General features: G+C 52.8%; 24 protein-coding genes, 1 tRNA gene and 1 pseudogene. 7 read left to right on the top strand and 19 right to left on the bottom strand.

The genetic code is table 11. The annotated features are described in order from the left end of the window. Positions 1-51 precede the first annotated feature (51 nt). The 13 genes and pseudogenes from C2E16_RS03145 to C2E16_RS03080 all read right to left on the bottom strand — a co-directional run bounded on the left by C2E16_RS03145 (position 52) and on the right by C2E16_RS03080 (position 10,327). A complete protein-coding gene (locus C2E16_RS03145; protein ID WP_084971476.1) occupies positions 52-1,770 on the bottom strand; it encodes a DUF4153 domain-containing protein in 1,719 nt (572 codons plus the stop codon). Positions 1,771-1,992: 222 nt separating this feature from the next. Continuing rightward, positions 1,993-2,292: a contact-dependent growth inhibition system immunity protein gene (locus tag C2E16_RS03140; protein WP_038628661.1), complete on the bottom strand. Its 300-nt coding sequence runs from the start codon at positions 2,290-2,292 to the stop codon at positions 1,993-1,995. 7 nt (positions 2,293-2,299) lie between these two features. Beyond that, positions 2,300-2,923, bottom strand: a complete 624-nt coding sequence (locus C2E16_RS03135; RefSeq protein ID WP_306552685.1) for an RNase A-like domain-containing protein — start codon at positions 2,921-2,923, stop codon at positions 2,300-2,302. A 188-nt stretch (positions 2,924-3,111) separates the two neighbouring features. After that, positions 3,112-3,809, bottom strand: a protein-coding gene (locus C2E16_RS03130) for an IS1-like element IS1A family transposase (RefSeq protein ID WP_233987823.1) whose coding sequence is annotated in 2 segments (ribosomal slippage) — positions 3,112-3,560 and positions 3,560-3,809 — 699 coding nt in all. Because the reading frame shifts where the segments join, the coding sequence is not laid out codon by codon here. 55 nt (positions 3,810-3,864) lie between these two features. Further along, positions 3,865-5,013, bottom strand: a pseudogene (locus C2E16_RS03125) (tyrosine-type recombinase/integrase); the annotation flags it as partial. Between the two features lie 442 nt (positions 5,014-5,455). Continuing rightward, positions 5,456-5,806: a DUF1493 family protein gene (locus C2E16_RS03115; RefSeq protein WP_084969912.1), complete on the bottom strand. Its 351-nt coding sequence runs from the start codon at positions 5,804-5,806 to the stop codon at positions 5,456-5,458. Then, a complete protein-coding gene (locus tag C2E16_RS03110; protein ID WP_084969913.1) occupies positions 5,800-6,243 on the bottom strand; it encodes an STM2901 family protein in 444 nt (147 codons plus the stop codon). The genes C2E16_RS03115 and C2E16_RS03110 overlap by 7 nt, the downstream gene beginning before the upstream one ends. A gap of 277 nt (positions 6,244-6,520) precedes the next feature. Continuing rightward, positions 6,521-8,854, bottom strand: coding sequence for a phage/plasmid primase, P4 family (locus tag C2E16_RS03105; RefSeq protein ID WP_084969914.1), 2,334 nt, complete (start codon positions 8,852-8,854; stop codon positions 6,521-6,523). Positions 8,855-8,868: 14 nt separating this feature from the next. After that, on the bottom strand, positions 8,869-9,192 hold the full coding sequence (locus C2E16_RS03100; RefSeq protein WP_084969915.1) for a DUF5375 family protein: 324 nt from the start codon (positions 9,190-9,192) through the stop codon (positions 8,869-8,871). Next, positions 9,189-9,413 carry a hypothetical protein gene (locus C2E16_RS03095; RefSeq protein WP_084969916.1) on the bottom strand — a complete coding sequence of 75 codons (225 nt, stop codon included), beginning with the start codon at positions 9,411-9,413 and terminating at the stop codon, positions 9,189-9,191. Before C2E16_RS03095 ends, C2E16_RS03100 begins: the two co-directional genes overlap by 4 nt. Continuing rightward, entirely contained in the window at positions 9,410-9,838 is a 429-nt protein-coding gene (locus C2E16_RS03090) for an ash family protein (protein WP_084969917.1), read from the bottom strand. The genes C2E16_RS03095 and C2E16_RS03090 overlap by 4 nt, the downstream gene beginning before the upstream one ends. Positions 9,839-9,845: 7 nt before the next feature. Further along, positions 9,846-10,064 carry a hypothetical protein gene (locus C2E16_RS03085; RefSeq protein WP_084969918.1) on the bottom strand — a complete coding sequence of 73 codons (219 nt, stop codon included), beginning with the start codon at positions 10,062-10,064 and terminating at the stop codon, positions 9,846-9,848. Beyond that, complete coding sequence (locus tag C2E16_RS03080) at positions 10,061-10,327, bottom strand: helix-turn-helix transcriptional regulator (protein ID WP_084969919.1); 267 nt, start codon at positions 10,325-10,327, stop codon at positions 10,061-10,063. The genes C2E16_RS03085 and C2E16_RS03080 overlap by 4 nt, the downstream gene beginning before the upstream one ends. 535 nt (positions 10,328-10,862) lie before the next feature. Between C2E16_RS03080 and C2E16_RS03075 the strand changes: the two genes are divergently transcribed. The 5 genes from C2E16_RS03075 (at position 10,863) to C2E16_RS03055 (ending at position 14,307) form a co-directional block, all read left to right on the top strand. Continuing rightward, positions 10,863-11,603 carry a phage polarity suppression protein gene (locus C2E16_RS03075; protein ID WP_084969920.1) on the top strand — a complete coding sequence of 247 codons (741 nt, stop codon included), beginning with the start codon at positions 10,863-10,865 and terminating at the stop codon, positions 11,601-11,603. Continuing rightward, positions 11,600-12,157 (top strand): phage polarity suppression protein, encoded by a 558-nt coding sequence (locus C2E16_RS03070; protein ID WP_084969921.1) that lies wholly within the window; start codon positions 11,600-11,602, stop codon positions 12,155-12,157. The genes C2E16_RS03075 and C2E16_RS03070 overlap by 4 nt, the downstream gene beginning before the upstream one ends. A 1-nt stretch (position 12,158) precedes the next feature. Beyond that, the gene (locus C2E16_RS03065; RefSeq protein ID WP_084969922.1) at positions 12,159-12,434 is read left to right on the top strand and encodes an ogr/Delta-like zinc finger family protein; all 276 of its coding nucleotides are present in this window, start codon (positions 12,159-12,161) and stop codon (positions 12,432-12,434) included. A gap of 467 nt (positions 12,435-12,901) precedes the next feature. After that, positions 12,902-13,843, top strand: a complete 942-nt coding sequence (locus tag C2E16_RS03060) for a hypothetical protein (protein ID WP_084969923.1) — start codon at positions 12,902-12,904, stop codon at positions 13,841-13,843. Between the two features lie 8 nt (positions 13,844-13,851). Next, positions 13,852-14,307 carry a hypothetical protein gene (locus C2E16_RS03055; protein ID WP_084969924.1) on the top strand — a complete coding sequence of 152 codons (456 nt, stop codon included), beginning with the start codon at positions 13,852-13,854 and terminating at the stop codon, positions 14,305-14,307. Between the two features lie 22 nt (positions 14,308-14,329). Here C2E16_RS03055 and C2E16_RS03050 read toward each other — a convergent pair whose 3' ends face one another. Together C2E16_RS03050 and C2E16_RS03045 are read right to left on the bottom strand one after the other, a co-directional pair. Beyond that, the gene (locus C2E16_RS03050; RefSeq protein WP_084969925.1) at positions 14,330-15,598 is read right to left on the bottom strand and encodes a tyrosine-type recombinase/integrase; all 1,269 of its coding nucleotides are present in this window, start codon (positions 15,596-15,598) and stop codon (positions 14,330-14,332) included. 164 nt (positions 15,599-15,762) lie between these two features. Continuing rightward, positions 15,763-15,847 (bottom strand) — tRNA-Leu (locus C2E16_RS03045). 243 nt (positions 15,848-16,090) lie between these two features. Here C2E16_RS03045 and C2E16_RS03040 point away from each other — a divergent pair. Then, on the top strand, positions 16,091-16,612 hold the full coding sequence (locus C2E16_RS03040; protein ID WP_038630151.1) for a DUF2501 domain-containing protein: 522 nt from the start codon (positions 16,091-16,093) through the stop codon (positions 16,610-16,612). A 71-nt stretch (positions 16,613-16,683) separates the two neighbouring features. Here C2E16_RS03040 and C2E16_RS03035 read toward each other — a convergent pair whose 3' ends face one another. The 4 genes from C2E16_RS03035 to C2E16_RS03020 form a co-directional block, all read right to left on the bottom strand. Beyond that, on the bottom strand, positions 16,684-17,631 hold the full coding sequence (locus C2E16_RS03035) for a fimbrial protein (RefSeq protein WP_159378765.1): 948 nt from the start codon (positions 17,629-17,631) through the stop codon (positions 16,684-16,686). A 20-nt stretch (positions 17,632-17,651) separates the two neighbouring features. Beyond that, positions 17,652-20,072: a fimbria/pilus outer membrane usher protein gene (locus C2E16_RS03030; RefSeq protein WP_244555249.1), complete on the bottom strand. Its 2,421-nt coding sequence runs from the start codon at positions 20,070-20,072 to the stop codon at positions 17,652-17,654. Between the two features lie 130 nt (positions 20,073-20,202). Further along, positions 20,203-20,835, bottom strand: a complete 633-nt coding sequence (locus C2E16_RS03025; protein ID WP_257152251.1) for a fimbrial biogenesis chaperone — start codon at positions 20,833-20,835, stop codon at positions 20,203-20,205. A gap of 89 nt (positions 20,836-20,924) precedes the next feature. Next, on the bottom strand, positions 20,925-21,443 hold the full coding sequence (locus tag C2E16_RS03020) for a fimbrial protein (RefSeq protein ID WP_052133963.1): 519 nt from the start codon (positions 21,441-21,443) through the stop codon (positions 20,925-20,927). Between the two features lie 565 nt (positions 21,444-22,008). On the opposite strand from C2E16_RS03020, the gene C2E16_RS03015 reads away from it, so the two are divergent. Continuing rightward, positions 22,009-22,491 (top strand): winged helix-turn-helix domain-containing protein, encoded by a 483-nt coding sequence (locus C2E16_RS03015; RefSeq protein WP_167401651.1) that lies wholly within the window; start codon positions 22,009-22,011, stop codon positions 22,489-22,491. The last annotated feature ends 47 nt before the right edge of the window (positions 22,492-22,538 follow it).

Here is a 22,538-nt window from a genome sequence, read left to right as displayed (position 1 = left end):
TTCTATCGGCGCGCTGACGTGACAGGCGCTGGCTGAGCGAGGAACGCCCTGTTAATCGTCAAAACCATAATACTGTACCGGATAGCGCTGACCGTTAATCTCCAGATCTCGCCAGGGCTTGATGACCGCTTTCGGCATCGCTTCGCGGATGGCTTTATCGGCACTTTTCGACAGCGTCACGTTGCCCGCGTAACGCCAATCTTCACCCCGCCGGGTATAAACCGTAATCCCAGGGCGATTGCGGTTATAGAGCAGCACTTCCGGCACGCCATCATTATTGAGATCCTGCATCCAGACCAGACAGGAACCCGCATCCATCAGGCAGAGGCTAAGCGAGTTATCAATATATTGTGCCTGAGACTGCCACCAGCTTTCCGGTGGCGCTTCGCTGCCTGCGCGCAGCGGGATGCTACGCTGCAAATCGCTAACGCCTGGCTTAGTGCTGGCGGTCTGTTTTTCGGCCAGGATTTGCATCAGCATCGCTTGTTGCTCACCAGGCTCTTTAAGCCACTGCGGATGCGCCTTGAGCCTTTTCAGCATCTCTTTACCCCGACGTCCTGCGTTGCTGAAGGTATAAAGATCTGCCGTGTCCGCTTTTGCTTCGCCTTGCTCATACCGCGCCAGCTGGTTTTTCACGCTAATGCGCAACGGGTCTAACACTGGCGTATGCAGCAAAAACCAGCCGCAGGCCGACAACACCAACATCAAAACGATAAAGGTGTTCATGTTGCCAGCGCCCTGTGACCAGGCGCGTCGCTGAGCCCTTAACAGCAGCAGCGAGCCGCTAAAGGCAAGAAGCGCGCTGGCAACGCCATAAACCCGCTCTTCCGTCCAGCCATATTCGGCGATACGTAGCCACAGCGCCCACCCCGCCAGCGCAGCCAGTAGCGGCGTAAGACATTGCGCAACCAGCACCAGACGCGCTATTCCACGCTGCCAGCGTGATTCCCCAGGTGCTTTTTCGCCGACTATCGCGCTGAATGCCAGCATCAGCAGCGTCATGGACAGCAGCAGCGTCGCGGCTGAAAAATACTTCGGGATAATCGACAGCCCGGTAAAAGGTAAACAGGCCAGGAACAGCAGTGAGGTGATGGCGTGCAACGGCAGCAGTACATTGACCGCCAGCGTGATCACATGACGGTACATGCCAGCGGCACCCGGCAGACGACGACAAAATACAATACCGGCGGCGATGGCCGCTCCGGTCGCCATTGACGGGAAAAAAGCATTATCAAAAAAGAGCTGCTCAAACAGCTTAATGCCGATCATGCTGAAGAGTTTGCTCCACAACATCAGCACCAGCCAGAACAGCCCGGTCATAATGGCGGTGACGCCAACGGTAAAAGTGTGGCTCCACAGCGCCCCGGTGATGAACGCGCTTAATGACGCTTTACCCTGCTTGTGCGTCGGTTTATTGCAGAAGGCAGCCAAAAATGGCATCACCAGAATGAGCAGAAACAGGACGGCGCAGTTGTTCTGGAATTGAAATTCGCCTGTCGACATCTCAGGGAAGTTCCAGCGCCGCCAGCCTGTCATCAGCGCGATAAACGGCAGCGTCAGCAGCGCACAAAGCCAGGGCTTAACAGCGTTGAGGCGATAAAGGGTAAAAGCGAGCACGCAGGCCGCAGACAGCACAAGCGGCGGCAGGTAAAACGCATAGCGGTCTTGCAGATGGAGCCCGGCCGGTAACGCCCATAGCAGTCCAGCGAGAATGCCGATAGCGATAATTGTCCACTTAGTGCTCTCCGGGAAAATCTCTTTTTGCAACATAGCGATTCCTTGCTGATTTATTGTTCGAAATGCCGTTATTCATACGCCAGTTTTTGGTGAAAGGCCAGTTTAGGAGGGTGGGAAATAAAGAGGGAAAGGTCTGTTGGCGTTCTGTGGATGCGGAGGTCGGACTCGCCTCACGATATAAGCTAATAAAAAAGCCTTCAATGCTCCCGTTTGCGCTCCCCTATTTTTTATGAGAGCACGTAGAATGGCTGGCGCTTACATGCTGCTAAGCGCCAGTCTGCGCACCGTTATCAAGAAGTCATAAGCTGTCGTTTCCCAAAGCTCCGGTGAAAAATCGTAGCCATATCGGTTTTTAAACTCCTCATTCAGATGCCCTTTATAGCTGTCTATAAAATCATCGACTTCTTCTATCAGCTCTTTCAACATCCATTCCGGCGCAGCTTTTATGAACAATCCGATGATGCCTTCAACCGTGTCCTTATCATCATTAATGATGTCGTGATCCTGATTAAAATAGCCCTGAATCAATTGATCAAGGTGATAAAAACTTTGCATAACTCACCTATGGGGTCGGGAAGGCGGTAAGAATATAATAAGGTTTCCCTTTATATTCCTGAATATCAATAACAATACGTACAGCGTACATGTTTATTCGCTGGGTATTTCCACGGGCATATCCATATCCTATTTCACGTCCGGCAGGATAGTTGATAGTAAGACGTACACCTCGCTTACCGCCAGCTAATGCAGATTTGATACCATCCCGGTTAATATAAAGCGCCCGTGAAATAACGCTCTCAGCAACATTCAGATTTTTAAATGTTGACGACATCATGAGCCGCTTATTTTGTTCAAATCGAGCCAACAGTTCACTGTCTGTTTTGCCTACATGATTTGCCAGAGTATGACCGCCCGGTTTTAATCCGGTTAAGGATTCATGCTCGATCAGCCTGACACGGCCAGCTTTGACAGCTGCGACTCTTGCTGCGCCAATAACTATTGCAAATCCAATCGGAACAGCAATATCAACCGTCATGCCTATTTTTAATGCTGTATCTTCATCAGCCCCTAGCTGTCGGGCTGCGCTCACTGCTAACTGATATGTAGCTGAACGCGTATCCCTACCGGATATCATCTGCTGAGCTGCGGCATGTACGCTATCCAGGCTATGAGCGCCAACGACCATACATCCTGCTTTAGTCAGACCAGTTGGCTCTGGCGCTATACATAACGTTGCTGCTCCGGCCATTTCAACGCCGCCAAGCAAAACGCCTAATCCACCAAGCAGTCTGTTACTGATAGTCTCGGCTTCCGTTACTGTCTTGTCTGAAAGTACGGCCGCCAGCTGTACAGGCGACAGGTAATGACTCCAACTTATTGATAGTGTTTTATGTTCAGATAATGCCCGATGACTTTGTCATGCAGCTCCACCGATTTTGAGAACGACAGCGACTTCCGTCCCAGCCGTGCCAGGTGCTGCCTCAGATTCAGGTTATGCCGCTCAATTCGCTGCGTATATCGCTTGCTGATTACGTGCAGCTTTCCCTTCAGGCGGGATTCATACAGCGGCCAGCCATCCGTCATCCATATCACCACGTCAAAGGGTGACAGCAGGCTCATAAGACGCCCCAGCGTCGCCATAGTGCGTTCACCGAATACGTGCGCAACAACCGTCTTCCGGAGCCTGTCATACGCGTAAAACAGCCAGCGCTGGCGCGATTTAGCCCCGACATAGCCCCACTGTTCGTCCATTTCCGCGCAGACGATGACGTCACTGCCCGGCTGTATGCGCGAGGTTACCGACTGCGGCCTGAGTTTTTTAAGTGACGTAAAATCGTGTTGAGGCCAACGCCCATAATGCGGGCGGTTGCCCGGCATCCAACGCCATTCATGGCCATATCAATGATTTTCTGGTGCGTACCGGGTTGAGAAGCGGTGTAAGTGAACTGCAGTTGCCATGTTTTACGGCAGTGAGAGCAGAGATAGCGCTGATGTCCGGCAGTGCTTTTGCCGTTACGCACCACCCCGTCAGTAGCTGAACAGGAGGGACAGGTGATAGAAACAGAAGCCACTGGAGCACCTCAAAAACACCATCATACACTAAATCAGTAAGTTGGCAGCATCACCCGCCTTGTGGATGTAAGCTGCTCGAACAGAGCTACGCTCCTGGTGACTCATCTGCCGCTCCACCGCATCCCTCGACCACAGCCCCGACTCAATCAATGAGCTACAAGCCATCGTCCTGAAACCATGTCCACATACTTCTGTTTTTGTGTCATAACCCATCACTCGTAGAGCCTTGTTCACCGTGTTCTCACTCATGGGTTTACGCGGATCGTGACCTCCTACGAAGATCAGGTCACGGTTCCCATTCATGCTTTTGATCTTTTCCAAAATAGCCAGAGCCTGCCGCGACAAAGGAACAAGATGTGGAGTCCGCATCTTTGAACCACGCTGAGAATGTTTAACGCCTTCCAGCGGTTCACGCTCCCCTGGAATCGTCCACATGGCAGTATCAAAATCCACTTCTGACCAGCGGGCAAAACGCAGTTCGCTTGAACGGATGAAAACTAACAACGTGAGTTCGACAGCCAGTCGGGTTAACGGTCTGCCAGAGTAGTGATCGATGCGGTGAAGTAATTCAGGAATGCGGTTAAGTTCCAATGCAGCACGATGCTGTCTTTTCGCCGTAGCAACCGCACCGGCAATCTCTTGCGCGGGGTTATAGTCGATTAAGCCGCTCTGCACAGCAAAGCGCATAATCGCGGTAGTACGCTGTTGTAAACGGGCGGCAACTTCGAGTCGTCCGGATGATTCCACCGCCTTAATGGGTACAAGCAAATCTCGTGTCTTCAGCTCCGCAATGTTCCGCTTACCAATAGCAGCAAAGAGATTATCTTCAAGGCTTTTCAAAACACGGGCACTGTGCGATGTAGACCACTTCTGATTGCTGGCATGCCAGCCTCTGGCGACCACTTCAAACGTTATCGCCTCTTGCTCCTGCTCTACCTTAACGGCTTTCTTATTCTCACTGGGATCGACACCATTAGCTAATAGCTTACGGGCCTCATCCCTGCGTGCCCTGGCATCCGCCAGCGAAACTTCAGGATATTTCCCCAACGCCAGCATCTTCTCTTTACCGCCAAAGCGATAACGAAGCCGCCAGTATTTCGAGCCATTCGGGTGAACCAACAATACCATGCCGTCACCATCGGTAAGCTTATAGGCTTTTGCTTCCGGCTTTGCCGAACGAACCTTCACATCACTCAGAGCCATGATGAGTATCCTTTCAAGGGTTCTGTGTGGGTACAAACATTATCGAACCGGGATATACCCGCAGTTGTACCCGCATCAGTAAGTTGATGTAGATTGAATCAGGTTGACTTAGGTTGAGTGAAAAAGCGAGGAAAGCCTTGCGGATACTGGATTTCAGGCACAAAAAAAGACGTCCGTTGACGTCTATTGATGTTCCGATGGTGCGAAGGCCGGACTCAAACAATCATTTAAGCTTTTGTTTTATAATGTAATTGTAAAAAACAAATTATTAAATGCCCCCTTTTGTGCCCCCTGATTTTTTTAAGCGATCGTCTGCTGCCAGATGCTCTATGCGATTGAAAAATACTCTTTTAGCAAACTTTTCCGGCTTATGGGTTAGGATCCGATGAACGGAACCTAACCGCAGAATATACTTCCCGACAGGGAGATGTTGTTAAGCCAATTAGCTGAAAAGCCAACGACCAGCTTTTGCTGATTCAATGAGCATACGAAGCGTCAGAGGCTTTGGTTCAACATTGGGGATTTTTTGAGATTTAGGTCTTAAGAAGTTAGGCAGCAAACCTTTTTCATAAGGCCAATATGCAATAAAGTCGAATTCGCTATTATCAACATTAAAACGTTCAAAATAATCTTTCATAATTTCATCACCTGTTTCCCTGGCCCAGGGATATTTTCCTGTCGATAGGCTGGTTTCAAGCGTTAACTCAGGCTTCTCTCTTGAGAAAAGAGGTTTAGAATTATAGTTATTGTCATACCATTCCAAAACAGCGCTTTCTGTCGTGTCTTTTACCATAGCTTGTCACCTTTCTTTGCAATCAGGTTATAGTTATGGGTCGTTTTCCATGCGATTTGAGTCACATCATTCATTATAAAACCTATCCCAAGTATAGGTATCCAGCGTCCAGCAAAAGCACCCAGATTATTAACGTAAGTAAACTTTAGCCGTTTAATGCTCTCAGTTGTAAGGGTAGGCCAGCGGTGTACCCTGATTTTTAACCAAACGCGAAGATTTGCGCTCAAGATTGACGTTCCTTTCGTCGTCCCGGCTGGTTTCGCTCGCGTACTTTGGGTTGGCTGACCTAAAATTATCAGTGCTAATGTAGCTATATCCTCTACACCAAGTTGTTTTTGAGCCTCATCCAAAAACACGAAGAAAAAAAGCTCCCCTGCGGTGAGATTAAACATTCCTTTGTAAAAATATGTGCCGCCTAGCTCTTCAACTGTATCCATTTCGCACCTCATTTATGGCTGTATCAATACCATATCTACCGGATTAATATTCGTCCACAATCAAAATTTGAGATTGTGTAATTACACCTGGAAATGCTGGCTCGAAAAAGCAGCATAAAAAAAGATTTTATAAATAATCCTTCACACTGTTCATCCATGAAATTTATTATTATATATCAGCAAGTTATCTGGTGATGCATGAGTGAAGGGTGACGTATACCCTTCACCCCGGATGAACGATGGGCGTAAAAAAACCGGCTTTCGCCGGTTCGGGTAGTCAGGCTGCTGCCGGATCGTCACACTTCGGCAGCCAGTCAGTGCTGCTTTCATCCGTCAGGTCGAGGTTGGTCTGTATTCCTGTTTTCGTGCGCCGCTTCAGGTAGTTCAGGCCGTACTCACGCAGGATACTTTCCAGTGCCTGGCTGAATGATTTCATGCTGAGCGGGTTGCGGTAGCCGTTGGCTTCCATATACGCGAGATAGGCGTGATAGAGGTAGCGCCTGGGCTGTAACGGGCGGATGCTGGCGTTGCCCATGTGCAGGCCAGTCGGCTCAGCGGTGGCAAACAGGTAGCCGCAGAAGTCCACCATCGGGTCAGCGTCGCGCTTGATGCGCATCGCCTCGCCGGAGTTCTGCTGCGACTGAAGCAGCCTGCGGGCGTCCTGCGGGTCCCTGAAGCGCTGCATCAGCTGGCGCACGATAACGGCCAGCTCTGACTGTATCTTTTCCTTCAGCTGCGGGTCGCGCTCGTTTGCCGGGATGATTTCCGGGAAATGCAGGATCACCCGGCGGCGCGACACGCCCCCGCTGCGGTCGGTAAAGCGCATCGGGTTGTTGTTCACGGCCAGAATCACCGCCGGGATGTGCGTGGAGTAGGCGTCTTTGTACTTCGGGTCCACGGACACCGCATCACCGCCGGTAATCGCCTTGAGGCCCGCGCCGTCGCCGCTCCACTTCTCCTGGTCCGGCAGAATAATCAGTGAGTAGCCGATAACGGACGCGCGCTCACGCGACGATTCCAGCGTCTCGATGGTCGCGGAGGTGGCATTATCCGCACCGGCCAGCATGGTGGCGATATCTGACATAATGCTTTTGCCGCTGCCGCCGGGACCGGTCACCTCCAGAAACAGCTGCCAGTCGTAGCGGTTCGCCAGCACCATAAACAGCGCGGCCAGAATGATGTCGCGTTTCTCCGCGTTACGCCCGGCGGCACGGTCCAGCCACTGCCAGAAGTGCGGCGCGTGGCGCTCCAGCGTTTCGCCCTCTACCGGGCGGGTATAGTCCACGTCGCTGACGGTGCGCAGCCAGTTTTCCCGGCGGTGCGGGCTGAAGAGGCCGGTGCGCGTATCGAGTACGCCGTTGCGAAAGCCGATAAGCTGACGCTGTGGTGCGGCCTGCTGCGGCAGCATCAGCTTCAGCGTGTCCACCACGCCCGCGATTTTGCCCGCTGAGAACGGCGCGCGCAGGCGCTGGAACAGCTGCGCCACGTCGCGCCCGAACTGGTTACCGGAAATCACCTTCCAGGCGCCTGCCTCGTAGCGACAGAGAATCTCCCCGCTGGCGTCCACGGCAAGATTGCTGCGGTAATGCTCCGCCACGCGCTCTGCCTTCTCGCTGGCGCTCATGGCGGTAAACTCCGCCTCGCTCATCACGTCAAACGGACTGGCCGCAGGCGGTACGGCGGCCTCACGCAGGGCCTGCCGGGTAACTGCTTCGCCCTGCTGCGTGTACGCATCGTTCCAGTCACCAAACACCGGCGGCAGCGCCACCGTGGCGTTGCAGGCTTCAGCGGCCTTCTGCGCCTTCCGCTGGCCGTCGCCGTTCAGGTCCCGGTCGGCGGCAATCAGCAGCGGCAGCGTGGCGTGTTTCTCCCGCGCCAGGCCAGCCAGGGAAAGAAGATTAGAGGACGACAGGGCAACCCACACCTCATCGCCGCTCAGGTTATGCACCGTCAGGCCGGTGGCGTATCCCTCGGTCAGCCAGATGCGTTTTGCCGGTTTTCCGCTGCCAAAAATGTGGCAGGCCTCTTTAACCTGTCCGCCCTTCAGGGTGCGCTTGACGCCCTCCGCGTTAATGAGCTGCACGTTAACCAGCTGACCGCTCATGTCATGCAGCGGCACCATCATGTCGCCGGGACGGTAGATGGTTATCGCTATCTTCTGCGGCTTCGTCAGCGTCAGACAGGACTGCTCAGGCCAGCCCTTGTGAGACAGGTAGGCGTTACCGGCGGCTTCACGGGCGCTGCTTACCAGCTCCTGGGCCAGCGCGGCGGCAGTTTCGCGTGCCGCTTCATCATCTTCGGCGTCTGCAGGGGCAACGGCAGTATCATCCACCGGCGGCAGGTTGCCGGTCAGGCCGTTCACGCGCGCGGCGGCCTCGGTCAGGTTAATGCGCAGCGCCTTTTTCACCAGGTCCATGCCGTCACCGGCCCCGCACTGGTTGCAGAGCCAGGTGCCGCGCCCCTCCTGGTCGTCAAAGCGGAAGCGGTCGGTGCCGCCGCACACCGGGCACGGCATGTGGCGGTTCTTCACCACGTTCAGGCCCAGTGCGGGCAGAATGCGGGGCCAGTGGCCCCGGGCGGCTTTTGCCGCGTCTGATACGGTCATTTTCATTATGATTTTCTCCCTCAGTGCAGCAGCGGCGTGCTTTCCAGACGTCCGCACAGCTCGTCCATCACCACCTGACCCAGAAAGCTCAGGCACGGGGCTGACTTCAGCGGCCCGGTGGCCAGCAGGTCATCCAGCAGCGCGCAGGCAATCTCCTGCCCGCGCACCCGGCCATGCTGGCGCAGGTAAAAGCCTTCCAGCTCGTTTTCAATCGCCTGCTCAAGACGCGTTAGCGTCAGCATGGGGTAGCGCTGCTGTCTGCGGCACAGGGAAAGCCAGGCACAGGCCACCGCCCGGCGGGAAAGCGCAGCGCGCAGGTCAGGAGAAAGGGCATGGGTATTCATGGTTTCACCTCTTCATTCATCACGCCGTCATGGCAGCGTGTCACCACGGCGTCGAGCTGTTCAGTGATGAGAAACACCAGTGAGGCCAGCTGCGCGTGCTGAAGCGGCTGCGGCTGTTCGTGGCAGTCCTGAAGGGCCGTCATGTCACTGACGAAGCGCCCGGCATTGCGCAGATGCTCCAGACGAAGCAGGTCTGAATACGAAATCAGGATGTGGTTCATGCGCGCCCCTCCCGGACCGGCAGGCGGGCGGCGAAGATCAGTGAGAACTGAGGGTGTGGGGAGTTAAGGACCGTAGCCATAAGGGCAATCTCCAATGTTAGTAGCTTGCTGCTACCACCGGAAACGCCAATTTCACTGGTGGTAGCCCAGACAGGGTTGGCGTAACCGGCAACATTGGAAACCGGCGCTTCGTGAGAAGCCCCCGCCTGAGCCACCATTACTCGACAGGCACAAGGGATTACAAGCCATTGCGCGAAAAATGGGTGCATCAGGGCACAGACACAAAAAAAGACGCAAGGCGCGTCTGGTGTCGCCAATGTTGTATTCGGGACGCCAATCCCGGCTGCCGATTTTGCGACAGCGGAAATACTGTACCAGGGAAAGGCCCCGGCGTGCAAGCCGGGGAAAGCAGGAAAAAACAGCATATGGGCCTCAGCAGTCAGTGAGGGTGATACCGGCGCGGGAAAACGTCTGCATATCGGTTTTTGCAGGGGCCGCGCCTGCGCTTTGCACGCAAAAGGCGGTATCAGTGCCGCGAAAACGTCGTGCCTGCCCCGGCTCGTCCACCTCAGCGGCAATCGCCAGCGCCAGCTGCTTCGCGTCGGCCACGGACAGGTCATGCGTTTTACCGCCAATGGTCAGCATAATCATGCGGCACGCTCCTGACCGCGCGCGGCGATGCGTTCGTTCATCCAGGCGCTTACCTCGCTGGCAAGCCATGCCACGTTCTTGCCGCCCAGGGAAATCTGGGCCGGAAAGGCGTCGCGGCTGATAAGGTCATAAATGGTCGAGCGGGACAGGCCGCAGACGTGGATGACTTCCGGAAGGCGCATAAAGCGCTCCTGAACCGGCATCGTTGCAGGCATAACCGGGGCCGCCGGAGCGGAAGAATGTGCGGATAACGTGCTGTGCATGGGCTACCTCTTGTTTGTTCCATACGGGGCCGGGCGAACGTGTCCGGCGTCGGGTAGCTCTTTATTTTCAGCATATTTTCGCTCAAAGCAACAAGCCCGGATTGTGCCAGCGCCTCTACAAAACGGTTGTTTTTCGCTCATTACTAACAAATAAAAACGAATATGAACGAATAGAAACGGAGTAAAACGAAGAGTAAGTTTCCGCCAATGAAAACCGTTAAATTAAAAGGAATTACCATGCGAAATAATTTATTAGTGCCCTCTGAGGGATGAAGAATGGTGAACAGAGGGTGAAGGATTGTTTCTAAACTGTTCACCTCTTAATTAGCTGTATTTCCTTTATTTTTCTTTCTGGTGAAGAATGGTGAAGGATATATATAAAACTAAAAGCTGAATAATGGCTTGCGTGAAACCTTCCCTGGCTCGCCAGAAGAAAGGCTTTTTTGTCTGGTGGCTGACACAACGCTGTCCGTTAGCCGGGTTGTGCCAGCAACGGCACAATGGCGTTAACGAAAACACCGCAACGGAGCCATTTATGACCGACACCACCCGGACCCCGACCACTGATGCCATTGCCGCCCTGCCTGCCGCCACACAGCAGGCGCTGGAGCGCGTAAAAAGCAGCAAATCCGCATGGCTTGCCGCACGCCAGAAACAGGCAGATGCCGCAGGCATGGCGGAGACCATCCGCAAACGCCGTGGAGAAACGGAGGCAGAAGCCAGAGCGCAGAACGAAGAATGGCGCCAGCTGTTCCGTGAAAACCAGGGCGCAATGACGCCACGCATGAAGAAGCTGCGCGCCGAAATTGCGCTGGGCCGCGAAACGCTGGACGAATTCGATGACCTGCTGGCCGCGCACCAGGCCGAAACTGAAACCCTGCCCTGGACCACCGGCGACCGGGCTGTGGCCTATACCAGCGCGCACCAGTCCCTGATAAATGCCCATGCCCGTCACGTCTGGGCGCAATTTATGAAAGAACACGGCCAGGCGCTGATACACGCCCTGAGCCTGCGCTGGCTTGCCATGCGGAACGAACACGACGGAGGGGTTGAAGGGGTGAATGACAGCACCACGATGTTCAGGCAGTTCATCCACGAAGAAATCATGACGAAAGCAGTGGACCACAACCCGTCGGCTGAGGGCGATGCGCTGCTTGAAGAAACCGGGCTGTATCCGGCCCCGCAGGCATACAGCGATGCGCGCCTGGCCCCCACTCCCGCAGCCCGCCACAGAATGAGGGTTAAGCAACAGAAGGCCGCAGGAGATAAAGCATGATAAACGCAATCACCCCACAGGATGCCCTGAGCCAGTACCGCAGTGCCGGTGAAAGCTGGCGCATCCTGCGCGCTGACCGTGAAAACAAACAGCAGCAGCTTGAAACACTGTTCAGTAGTGAGGGCAAACCCACTGATTACGCCGAGCAGGCGGATAACCTGCGTGAATGGCAGGACGTGCTGACCTGGCAGATTATCTGTGCCGCCGGTGACGTGCTTCAGGCACATCGTTATGTGATTGATACGTGTGTGAGTGAAGCGCTGACCGCCTTTATGGATGCGCATGGCGCTGCGCTGACCGGTGCGCTGGCACCTTACCTGAACGGCCCCGCCGGGCTGGAAACCGCCATGCGAACGTTGCGTGCCGCCGTTGTCCGCGAGGCTGAAATCAGCGCGCCCGTGGTGGCTGAAGAATACCAGGCCATCCTCAATGAGACAGGGCTGTATCCTGACAGCGCAGTGCGCGATGACGCTGCCGCCATCCGCACCCCGGCCAGGGATGCAGGCTACCGGTTTCGGCTGGAAAAGCTGAATGCACAGCAGGAGGGCCGCTAAGATGGCCATGAAATGCCCGGAGTGCGGCACCACCGCCCACACCCGTACCAGTGAGTACCAGACCGGCACGCTGAAAAAGACCTGGTATCAGTGCCGTAATATTGACTGCTCCTGCACCTTCACCACGCTGGAAAGCCTGGACAGCATCATTATGAAGCCGCAGAAGGCAGCAGAAACACCCGAACCGGCGCCGGAAACCCCGAAGCGGGCACCGCAGACGCTTAACCGCTACGGCGCAGCCAGCAGGCTGTCGAACCGGCAGCACGCTCCCGCCTGAGCATTCGACTTGATTCCTTCCCCGGCCACCGCGCCGGGTTTTTTGTGGCTTTTTCTCTGGCTGGCCCGCCGTTGCGGCAGTGCATGACTATGCCGCATGAAAACGCATGAATAAATGCACCTGCAATTCTCCCGTTCCGACCAGTGGCGGCGCGGTTTCGGGACGCTCATGCACCTGCATGAAAACCGCTACATGAAGCGGGCAGGCGGGGTGGGGAGAGCATTGCGCGCCAATAGCAATGATGCACATTTATTTTCGTACCCTGTGTACATCGCAGATGTATGCAGATAAACGTTTATGGGTCAGTGGCAAATGCATAAAGTAGGTTTGATGCTCTTACGAGGCACGCAGGTGAACAATACCAATACATAATATATTGACCTCCCCAAAAAAATGAGCAGGCATACTTGTTAAAAGTATATTTCTGATCAATGATAAAAAAATCAACACTCTAGGCGAAAGAGAACATGAAATTAAATTATTTCACTTACAGAATAACCGACAATAGAAATCAACAAGTTTATTTTGATAACATTTCAGATATTATCAAAAATTTTTGTTTGCATAGAAAAAAATCTCTTTTTGAGAAAAATAAAGGGTTAAAAAGACTGTACCTAGCCATGCCCACCTCATTTGATGGCATATACTATTTGACCACGCCAGCAATTACTACAGCATTTAAAGCTGTAGATAGAGCAACTGGTGTGGTAAATGACTTGGCGTCTGTGCTTGGTAAAGATAGTCTAGAGAAAGTCACTTACTTTTTTGTTGACCCTAAACATTCAATAATCGGAGTAACCGAGGGTAAAGGTAATGCTGACATTGATGATTTGCAATTCTTTATTAACGAAATAATTAATCAAGATTTTCAATCGCATATTTACACCTTCGAGCTTTGCACGCTAAAAATAGAAATCAAATCCACATCGGCTACGAAATTCAAACTCATCACTGAAGCGCGAGTGAAGTTAAATAATGATTCTGTTGGGGATGTAATAAATGGATTGTTTGGCAAGGACCCATCAGACAATATGGAAGTACAAATTATCGTAAAAAGAAAAGATAGAAAAGAGAATGTGAAGGATTATATACAACCATTACTCTCAAGCTTATCTTCATCCAATGACAAAGAGTATGCAGAAATTTATTTCAGAGCTAAGGCGGATGAATTTCAATCAAATGTGAAAGAGTTTATTTTAGATCAAAATCAGAATATTTTTGATATAATAAACCCTCATCTCAAAACAAAGATTGAAGAGCAAATACTTGAAAAAATATATAAAAACCAAGTTGTTATAAGTGAAGTGAGTACATATGCACAAAAATTTACTGGACGCATACATTCAGGTATTATTGATCCGGTGTGGGCTGCTCTAAAAACAGAAAGTTACCACAAAACAAAAAGTTGAGGATAACGATGCTTACTAACCAAGCAATAATGAAAATTAATATAGCCACGTGGGGTGTAAGCATTCTTACTGCTGTTGTTTTTTCTCTCATTGCGGTGTTTTGTGAAAACCAATACATAGCGATAAAACCTGAAGGTATAATCGGTATCGCTACATTATTAGGGACTTTCAGTTTCACAATGACTGGATTCATTGCTGCAATTGGCGCTTACATTATATCGGTATCTGATAAGACTTCTTTTCTAAGGTGGCGACAGCAAGGATATATAAATATATTCTACCATATATATGGGCAGAGCATTATTTTTTTATTGGTAACATTTTTATTATGCATGGTGGCTATCATAATGCCATTTAATGTTGCATTAACAATTTTGAAATGTGGTTTATACATTCTCATTCTTAATATTGTTCACATAATATTAATAACTGTAATTACACTTGGTCAAATGCAGAAAAAATAAGTTAGCTTTTGACCGGCATTTCTTAATATTTAACTTTAAGCGTGTTTCCAAACTCATATGGCGTGACTTGAGAATGCTTACTTATATCTAAATAATCCGCCCACCATTGAACCATAAGACGCCTCTCATCTAGATGTTCAGAAGTATGAATATAAGCTGCACGTACATTATTACGCTCTGAATGGCTCAACTGGCGCTCTATCGCATCATCACTCCATAATCCTGATTCACCAAGCGCCCCCCGCGCCATCGTCCTAAATCCATGCCCGCAGACCTCAGTTTTCGTGTCATATCCCATCGCACGTAGTGCGCTATTTACGGTGTTTTCACTCATAACCTTAGTTGCGTCGTGATCCCCCGGAAACAGCAGCTCCTTATCACCGCTAATCTGCTTTAACTGCTCTAACAAAATCACCGCTTGTCGACTAAGTGGAACAATATGCTCCTCTTTCATCTTCATGCCACGGTACGAATAACGCACGCCCTTAATTTCTTCTCGTTTTGCAGGTACACGCCAGAGAGATTTATCGAAGTCGAACTCATCCCAACGCGCGAAACGTAACTCACTGGAACGCACAAAAGTGAGTAATGAAAGCTCGACCGCGATCCGCGTCATTACACGGCCACGATATGCAGCAAGACGAGCAAGAAACTCAGGGAATCGGCTTGAGGGTAAAGCAGGGTAATGTCGCGCTTTGGTTGTCGATAGAGCACCGGCCATATCACTGGCTGGATTTGAGTCGATGTAATCGTTCTGTACGGCATAACGCATAATGGCCGTGACGCGCTGTTGCAAGCGCTGAGCGACGTCATGCTTTCCACTGGCATCAACTTTTTTAATCGGGGCTAACAGGTGACTAGTTTTAAGCTGGCGAATGTCGGATGAACCGATATAAGGGAAGATATAAAGCTCAAGATAGCGTAAGACGCGTGATCGGTGGTCTTCACTCCAGCGCTTGTTACTGGCATGCCATTCACGAGCAATGGTTTCGAAAGTATATGCCCCTGAATTCTCGGCCTGAGCTTCTTTCTGTTCGGCTTTTGGGTCTATGCCCTGCACTAACAGCTTTTTAGCTTCATCGCGCTTTGTTCTAGCCTGAGCAAGCGTAACAGTAGGCCAAACACCAAAAGCAAGGCGATCCTCTTTTTTGTCAGAGGGGCGCCTGTATTTCATGCGCCAGTATTTAGAACCCTTAGCCGAAACCTCAAGATACAAACCGCCACCATCGGCCATTTTGTAGGTTTTGTCTTTAGGCTTTGCGGTCTCTACCTGTCTGGCGTTGAGCTTCATTTTGGGGGCACATTTCTAATCGAAGTTAAGATGCCCCCAATTATGCCCCCAGTGCCCCTTGGATTTCAACGGACGGACTCGGACAACACCGGATACAAAAACCGCTGTACGCCTTGATTTTAAAGGGTTTGATGGACTTTCTCGGATGGTCTTGGAAGAGGTCTTGGTGCCGAAGGCCGGACTCGAACCGGCACGTATTTCTACGGTTGATTTTGAATCAACTGCGTCTACCGATTTCGCCACTTCGGCACTGAAGGGTATGCGGAAAACGTTGAGGATTATACCCTTACCGGCCACCTGCGCAACCTCAATTGTCCGTCGTGTGCGCTAAGTGCCGAAAATTTCGCCTCACCATACAGACTATTCTCAATCACCGCCTCTGACGCCGCTTTGCGGCGCATTAGCCGGAACTCCCCGCCCCATCGGCAGTCCTATCCAGCTGATAGCGGGCGCGCTGTTGTTGGCGCGCCGGATATAAAAATGGGGTTAAAAATGAAAAGGCTCTTACAGCGGGTGACGCTGACGACAGGTATGCTCTCTTTTATGGTGGCGGGAACGGCGCTGGCGGCAAGCTGGCAGGATCAGCTCAGCAGCGCGGCGTCGCAGCTGAGCCAGCAAAACAGTAATACCACCAGCAACACTCAGAACGGCGCAAATGCGCAGAACGGCCTGTCGCTCTCCTCCCTTGCCGGCCTGCTGAACGGCGGCGATAAGGCGGTAAGCAGCAACAGCATGACTAACGCCGCCGGCATCATGGAATACTGCGTGAAGCATAACGTGGTGGATAACAATGTCGCCAGCATCAAGGATCAGGTGCTGAGCAAGCTCGGCCTGCAAAACAGCACCGCGCAGGCGCAGCAGCCTGACTATCAACAGGGTCTGATGGGGCTGTTGAACACTGGCAACGGCCAGCAGCTAAACCTGAAAAGCCTGAGCAACACCCCGCTCGGTGAGAAGGTGAAAACCAAAGCCTGTGATGTGGTGTTGAAACAGGGTAAAAACTTTATCTCCTGATACTCGCCTCCCGCTCTGCGCCCTGCTCTCTGCGGGCGCAGAGCGTCTCCATCATGACATTCCCTTTTCCTCTAGTTCTGCGTAATGGTAAAGGTCATCGTCGCGCGTACCTTGCCGGGCGTGATACGGTTGCCGACTGGCGTCATGGTCGCCAGCAGCGGAATCTTGATCTCCGGTTCGCCATTAAGGTGATAAGGCTGCGGCGTATCAAACCGCAGCGGCGATCCGTCGCGATGCATAACCTTTACCGCCACGCCGCTGGCAGATCCTTCTCCGTTCTCAATCGGCACGATGCCCGGCTCCGGCGACGACGCGCCGCTGGCTGTCGAGAAAGAAACATTGACCGGCAGGTCGCCCTGACAAATCAGCTCCACGTTAAAAGCGGTCGGCGTCACGGTGCTGCCCATGCCGACAAAGGTGCGGCGGTTAACGCTGCCGAGCTGCACAATCAGGTTCGGAGATTTGGCATAACAGCTTTTCATGCGCACGCTGCCGGAGGCCGCCTGTAAGCTAAGCGCGACGGCGGCGTTGCCGCTGCTGTCGGGCAGCGTAAAGCGCGCCACTTCGCCGCCGGGGAAGCTGCCCGGCGTGATGTCGCCGATGCGGTAAAACAGCAGTTGAATATCAAAACCGGGCAGCGGCGCGTTCGGGTTGGGCGTCAGCGTCTCCGAAACCGGAACAGACCGATCGCTGAACAGATAATCAGAGATCTTTACTCCCACGCCCGGCACGCCGGTCTCATAAACATCGGGCAACACGCCGCTCGGTCGGCTCCAGCTGCCGGTCATCATCGACTGATAGGAAATGCTGCCGGAGCAGCGCTGCGCGGCCGCGCCCGCCAGGCTGACGATTTTACTGCCGATGACGCTGCCCGGCGGCAGGTTAGGATCGATCAGCAGATCCGGCAGCGTGACGCGCTGCGTTCTGGTCGCATCGATATCGCAGCCTGCGGCCCAGCCGCTGGCGGGCAGCATGGCTACCAACATCATCCCGCCCGCCGCTCCTGTTAACTTCTTCATATCCATTCCTTATGGTGCGTTTAACGGCAGGTCGCCTGAAGCTGGCTCACTGGCTGACTTTTTCCTTCCGGCAGGACAAAGCTGGCGCGACACTGGTTGTCGGCGTTTTTGCCCCAGCTCACCAGCAGCGTGCCCTGTGGGCCCAGGCCGCTGAGCCAGACTTCACCTTCATTGCCGACAATGCTGCTGTAGTCGGCGTTCTCATCCGCCAGCCTGACCGTGGCGCCGAAGGGAACCGGCTGGCCATTGCTGCGCGTCAGCCTGATCAGGGCGCGCTGGCCGGTACGACCGCTAAAATCAGCGCGCACCACGGCGCCGCGCGTAGGAATGACCTGGGCGCTGGTCTGATCCAGCTCCACGTTATCCGCCAGCGACAGCGGATCAAGCGACAGCTCATTCACCCGAAATGGCCTGACATAGGGCACCAGGGTATAGCCACGAAAGTCGGTGCGGACGCCGGTCTGGTTGGCGACCGACGCGCCGGCGATACCTGGCGCTTTTATCAGTGCAGCCGTCTCGCCCAGCGGCTGGCTGAGGGTAATGCCGTCCCGGTGCGCCATCAGCGCGCCGCTGAGGCCATAGCTGAGGCGTCGGCTGTGGCGATCCCAGGCGTAGCCCGCATCCACCTCGCCGTAGCCGCCGCGATAGTCCAGCTCTGCGCTGCCGCTGCTGCCTTCGTTGCGCGTGGCATAACCCTGCCGCACGCTCCAGCTCAGGTTGTTATCCGCCAGCGCCATGCCGCTCAGCCCCAGCGATTGGCTGTCGCCGCCGTGGCGAGTGCTGTTCAACTGATAGTTTGCCCAGGTCCGCCCGCTTTCACGGCCGAGCGGCACGCTGAGCGAAAGCGCCAGCACCTTATCTTCCTGCGCAATGGTATCGCCCGCATCCTGTCGCAGCACGTTGCGGTTATAGCTGTAGTTCAGACTGAGGCTAATGCTGCGCCAGCTGTTGTTGTAGCCAACGCTCAGCGAACGCACATGGCGAGCGCTGTCCCAGTAATCTTCATTGATGGCGCTCAGCGTCAACGCGCCGGCGCCTGTCCATAAGTTCTGATTGAGCGTCATCTCGGCCCGCTGCCGTCGTCGATCCCACGGCCAGCGCTGACTGTCGCCGTCGCGATCCAGCATCTCGCTCAGGCTGTAAAAGCCTTCCGTCGCATAGCGGTAGCCTGCCAGCGCCACGCTGGTGCCGGTCTCGACAAAATTTTTGCCATAGCGCATGCGCCAGGCGTGCCCCTGCTCATAATCCTGATGCGTCGGTTTGGCGCGCGCCAGCGTAACATCCAGCGATAGCGCCCCCAGATAACCGAAGTTTTTCCCGACGCCCGCCGCCAGCGAGCGGTAGTTCTCCGCCTGCTGTAGCCCGCCGTAGAGCGTAAACGCCTGCGGCAGGCCATAAATCGCGGTTCCCTGCAAAAAACGTTTGCCGTCCGCGTTATGGCCATAGCCGCGATACTCACCGCCGGTCAGGCTGTATTTAAGATGGCCTTCGCGTTGTAGCACCGGCACCGAGGCGAAGGGCACGACCAGCCGCTGTTCGCTGCCGTCCGCCTCTTTGATAGTGACATAAAGATCGCCGCTGCCGCCGGTAGGATAGATATCCGTGATTTCAAAAGCGCCAGGCGCGACGTAGGTCTGATAGATAACATGGCCGTTCTGCCAGACGTTAACCTGCGCATGGCTGCGGGCGATGCCGCGCACAACCGGCGCATACCCCTTCAGGCTGTCGGGCAGCATATCTTCATCCGAGGCGAGCTGCAGGCCGCGAAAAGGGATACTGTCAAAGATATCGCCAGGCGCGCTGCTCTCACCAAGCGTCAGCTGCGCACGCAGCGGCACAATCTCCCGTTGCAGCCAGGTGTAAAGGTGATCCCAGCTTGTTGTGCCGTCCTGGCTGCGCGACCAGGTACTGTAGTTGCGCAGCCGCCACGGACCGACGTTGACGCCGGGACGCAGGCTCAGGAACTGACTATCGCTGCCGCTGCGATGCGCCTCCAGTGCCTGGCTCTGCGCTCCGCTAAAGCGATAGTTCAGCATCAGCGCGTTGATGCCGTTATCCCAGCGCGTCGGCGGCACCGCGTCGCGTGCAACGTTGCTTAGCGCCGCCTGCGGAACGCTCAACAGCAGCCGCTGCGCGCTAACATCCAGTCGCGCGCTGGCATCGTCGATCTGCTTCAGATCGGCGCAGCCTTCTTCCTGTTGCAGCTTCGGGTAACGCGCCACGTTAATGCCGTAGCGCGCCAGCGTCTCCACGCTCAAACAGGGCTGTAGCTGACCATCACGCAGAGAGAAAGCGACGTCGCGCGTCTCCTGGATATCATTGTTCAACACCACTTCTACCCGATAGACGCCGGGCGGCTGCGGCATATTTTCAAAGGCGGAGAGGTCCACCGCGCCGTTTTCAGCACCCTGCTGTTCCAGCAGCGCCGGATTAAAATGCAAACTGCTATCGCTTATCGCGGGCTGTATAATGGCGAAAGTTATCGTTAGTAATAATAAAAGGCGTATCCATGCGCCCGCCATATGTTGTCCTTTCCGAATAGCGTTACTGTTTTTATTATTAAGAGATAAATTAATAGCTGGCCTGAAATGTCTCAGTCAGCGCGCCATAATCATTAATCAGGCGCCACCGCACCGTGCCGGTCGCAGCGAGCTGGGGAAGTAAATATTGCTTCTCGGCAAACGGCGCAACCCATTGCGGTTCAGAAACCGCTTTGCCATTAATTTCAATTGATTGAAAGTTCATATAAAAAGGCGTGGGGTTAGTAACCTGAAGCTTCCCCTGTTGCCAGCGCCATTGCAGCTTTTTCATCTGCTCCGGTAAAAAGCCGTTTTTCAGGCTCGCCGGGCGATAGATCAGTTTAATCTGGGTTTTAATAGCGATTTGCAGTGCGTTATCCACATCGGGCGCGGTGGGAATAGATTTAATATTCGCCCAAAAAAGGCTCTCCCGATCCGTGGGTAAATCGCCGCCGGTGTGAATAATGCGCAATATATTTTTCTGCCTGGCATCAAGACGGAAAAGCGGCGGCGAGAAAATAAAAGGCGCTTTGCTTTTGCCATCGCTTTCAACCCAGGACTGAATCAGCCATGGCGATTCATCGGGATTTGTGACGCTAAGCGTGTTCTCTTTTACCGCGCCGTTAAAAATAATACGCGTGCCGCCGACAATAACGCCTGCCGACGCGGCATTATTCAGCAGCATAAAAAGCAACAGAAAGGAAAAAGTCCGTTTATTCATTGCCGCAATCTCAAAAAGCAATGGGCCAGCGAACCGGCCCATTGCCACGTTAATTAATTATAGGTGACGGTAAAGTTTGCTACGGAATTCGCCGCACCAGCCGTTACGCTGTTAGACATAGCGATATAGCTTGCATAGAATTTCAGATCGTTAGGCTCACCCTCTTGCAATGCATAGACAGAAGACGGCGTGAACAGCGGCAGCACCTCCATATTCTGATCATAGAGCTGAATGCCGACACCGGTCGCTACGCCTGGGCCACCCATCAGCTGCAGCACGGTATCATCACCATCATAAGCCTGGCCATCAAATTTCACGCGCGCATTGACTGACGGACATTCGGTCATGGTCAGCACAAACTGCGTGGTAGACGCGATAGAGCCTCTGCCGGTAAAGCTGCTTTTGTTAACAGAGCCCATCGGCACGACCAGGCTATTGCTGCCATTTCCCAGCGCCACGGTACAGGTGTTATCAATGATCTCACCGTTGAAATTAACGGTGCCGTCAAAGGCCATCGCCGCAGCGGAGGAAAATAGCAGTGCCATACCCAGAGTTAGTTTAAAGCCTTTCATATATACCCCTTAATAAAGTGTCAGATTAATATTTCAATGTCCTGAAAAGGTAAGGACACGGCTCTATTCCCGGGCAGTAAAAAACGTCTTTAAAAAGTGTTAAGACGCAATCGCACGGAAACTACACAGAGCAACAGAAGCAAAGAATAATTACGTCAGGTTATTACTCGATTATGTAAGATACAGGCGCTTATATAATAGAGACAGCTGATAACCACGCCAAAATCGCTTTGCCGAAAGTAAAATGACAACAAAACCGGGGAAGTAAAAGTGAAAAATTAAAAGTTCACAAAAAGAAAATAAAAGTTCATAACATCAGAATAAATTATTTAATTTCCATGCCTCAGGAGTCGTTAAAAGTGATTAAAATCAATAAATCAAAAGTGAAACATTACATAATTAAAAATCAAAAAAATCAAAAAGCATTCTAATTGAGATCTTGTATCTTTTTTAACACATCTATTTCCTGGCAGCGTTTGAATGGGTAATGTCGTTATGCTAGCGTGAGCCGCTATTCGCCAGTTGCATGTTGTTACTTATGGATAATACCTCCGAGGAATTAATCATGTTCTACTGCATTAATAATAATGTTATCTTCGATCCGGTAAATCATACTTTAACCTCAAGTAAATTTTACCCGGAAAAAGATATGAAAATTAATCAGCCAGCAAGCCGCTGTCTGGCATTACTGATTGAGCGCAGAGGAGATATTATTAAGCAGGATGAGTTTATGAACGAGGTTTGGCGGAAACATGGGATGGAAGTAACAGTTAATACGCTTTATCAAAACATCTCTATCTTACGAAAAACTTTAAAGCGCGCCGGTATCGATGAAAACATCATTATTACCGTACCGAAAAAAGGCATTACCCTTTCTGCGCGGGTAGAAGAAAGCGAAGATAAGGCGCTGATAGCGTTAGTGTCGGATGCAACGGCAACAGACAAAACCAATGCGCCGCAGCGGAAGAAAGGCGGCACCAGGCTGTTGCTGGCGCTGTGGCTGCTTCTGCTGGCTACCTTACTTGCGCTGTGGATCGCCTTTGGCTGAAACGGATTTCAAAGCCGATGCTCGCGACGAAAGGCGCACGATTTTCT

This window comes from Mixta calida (assembly GCF_002953215.1).
Lineage (GTDB): Bacteria > Pseudomonadota > Gammaproteobacteria > Enterobacterales > Enterobacteriaceae > Mixta > Mixta calida.
The sequence above is the reverse complement of the archived record's forward strand: the minus strand, read 5'-3'. Positions and strand labels throughout refer to the sequence as shown.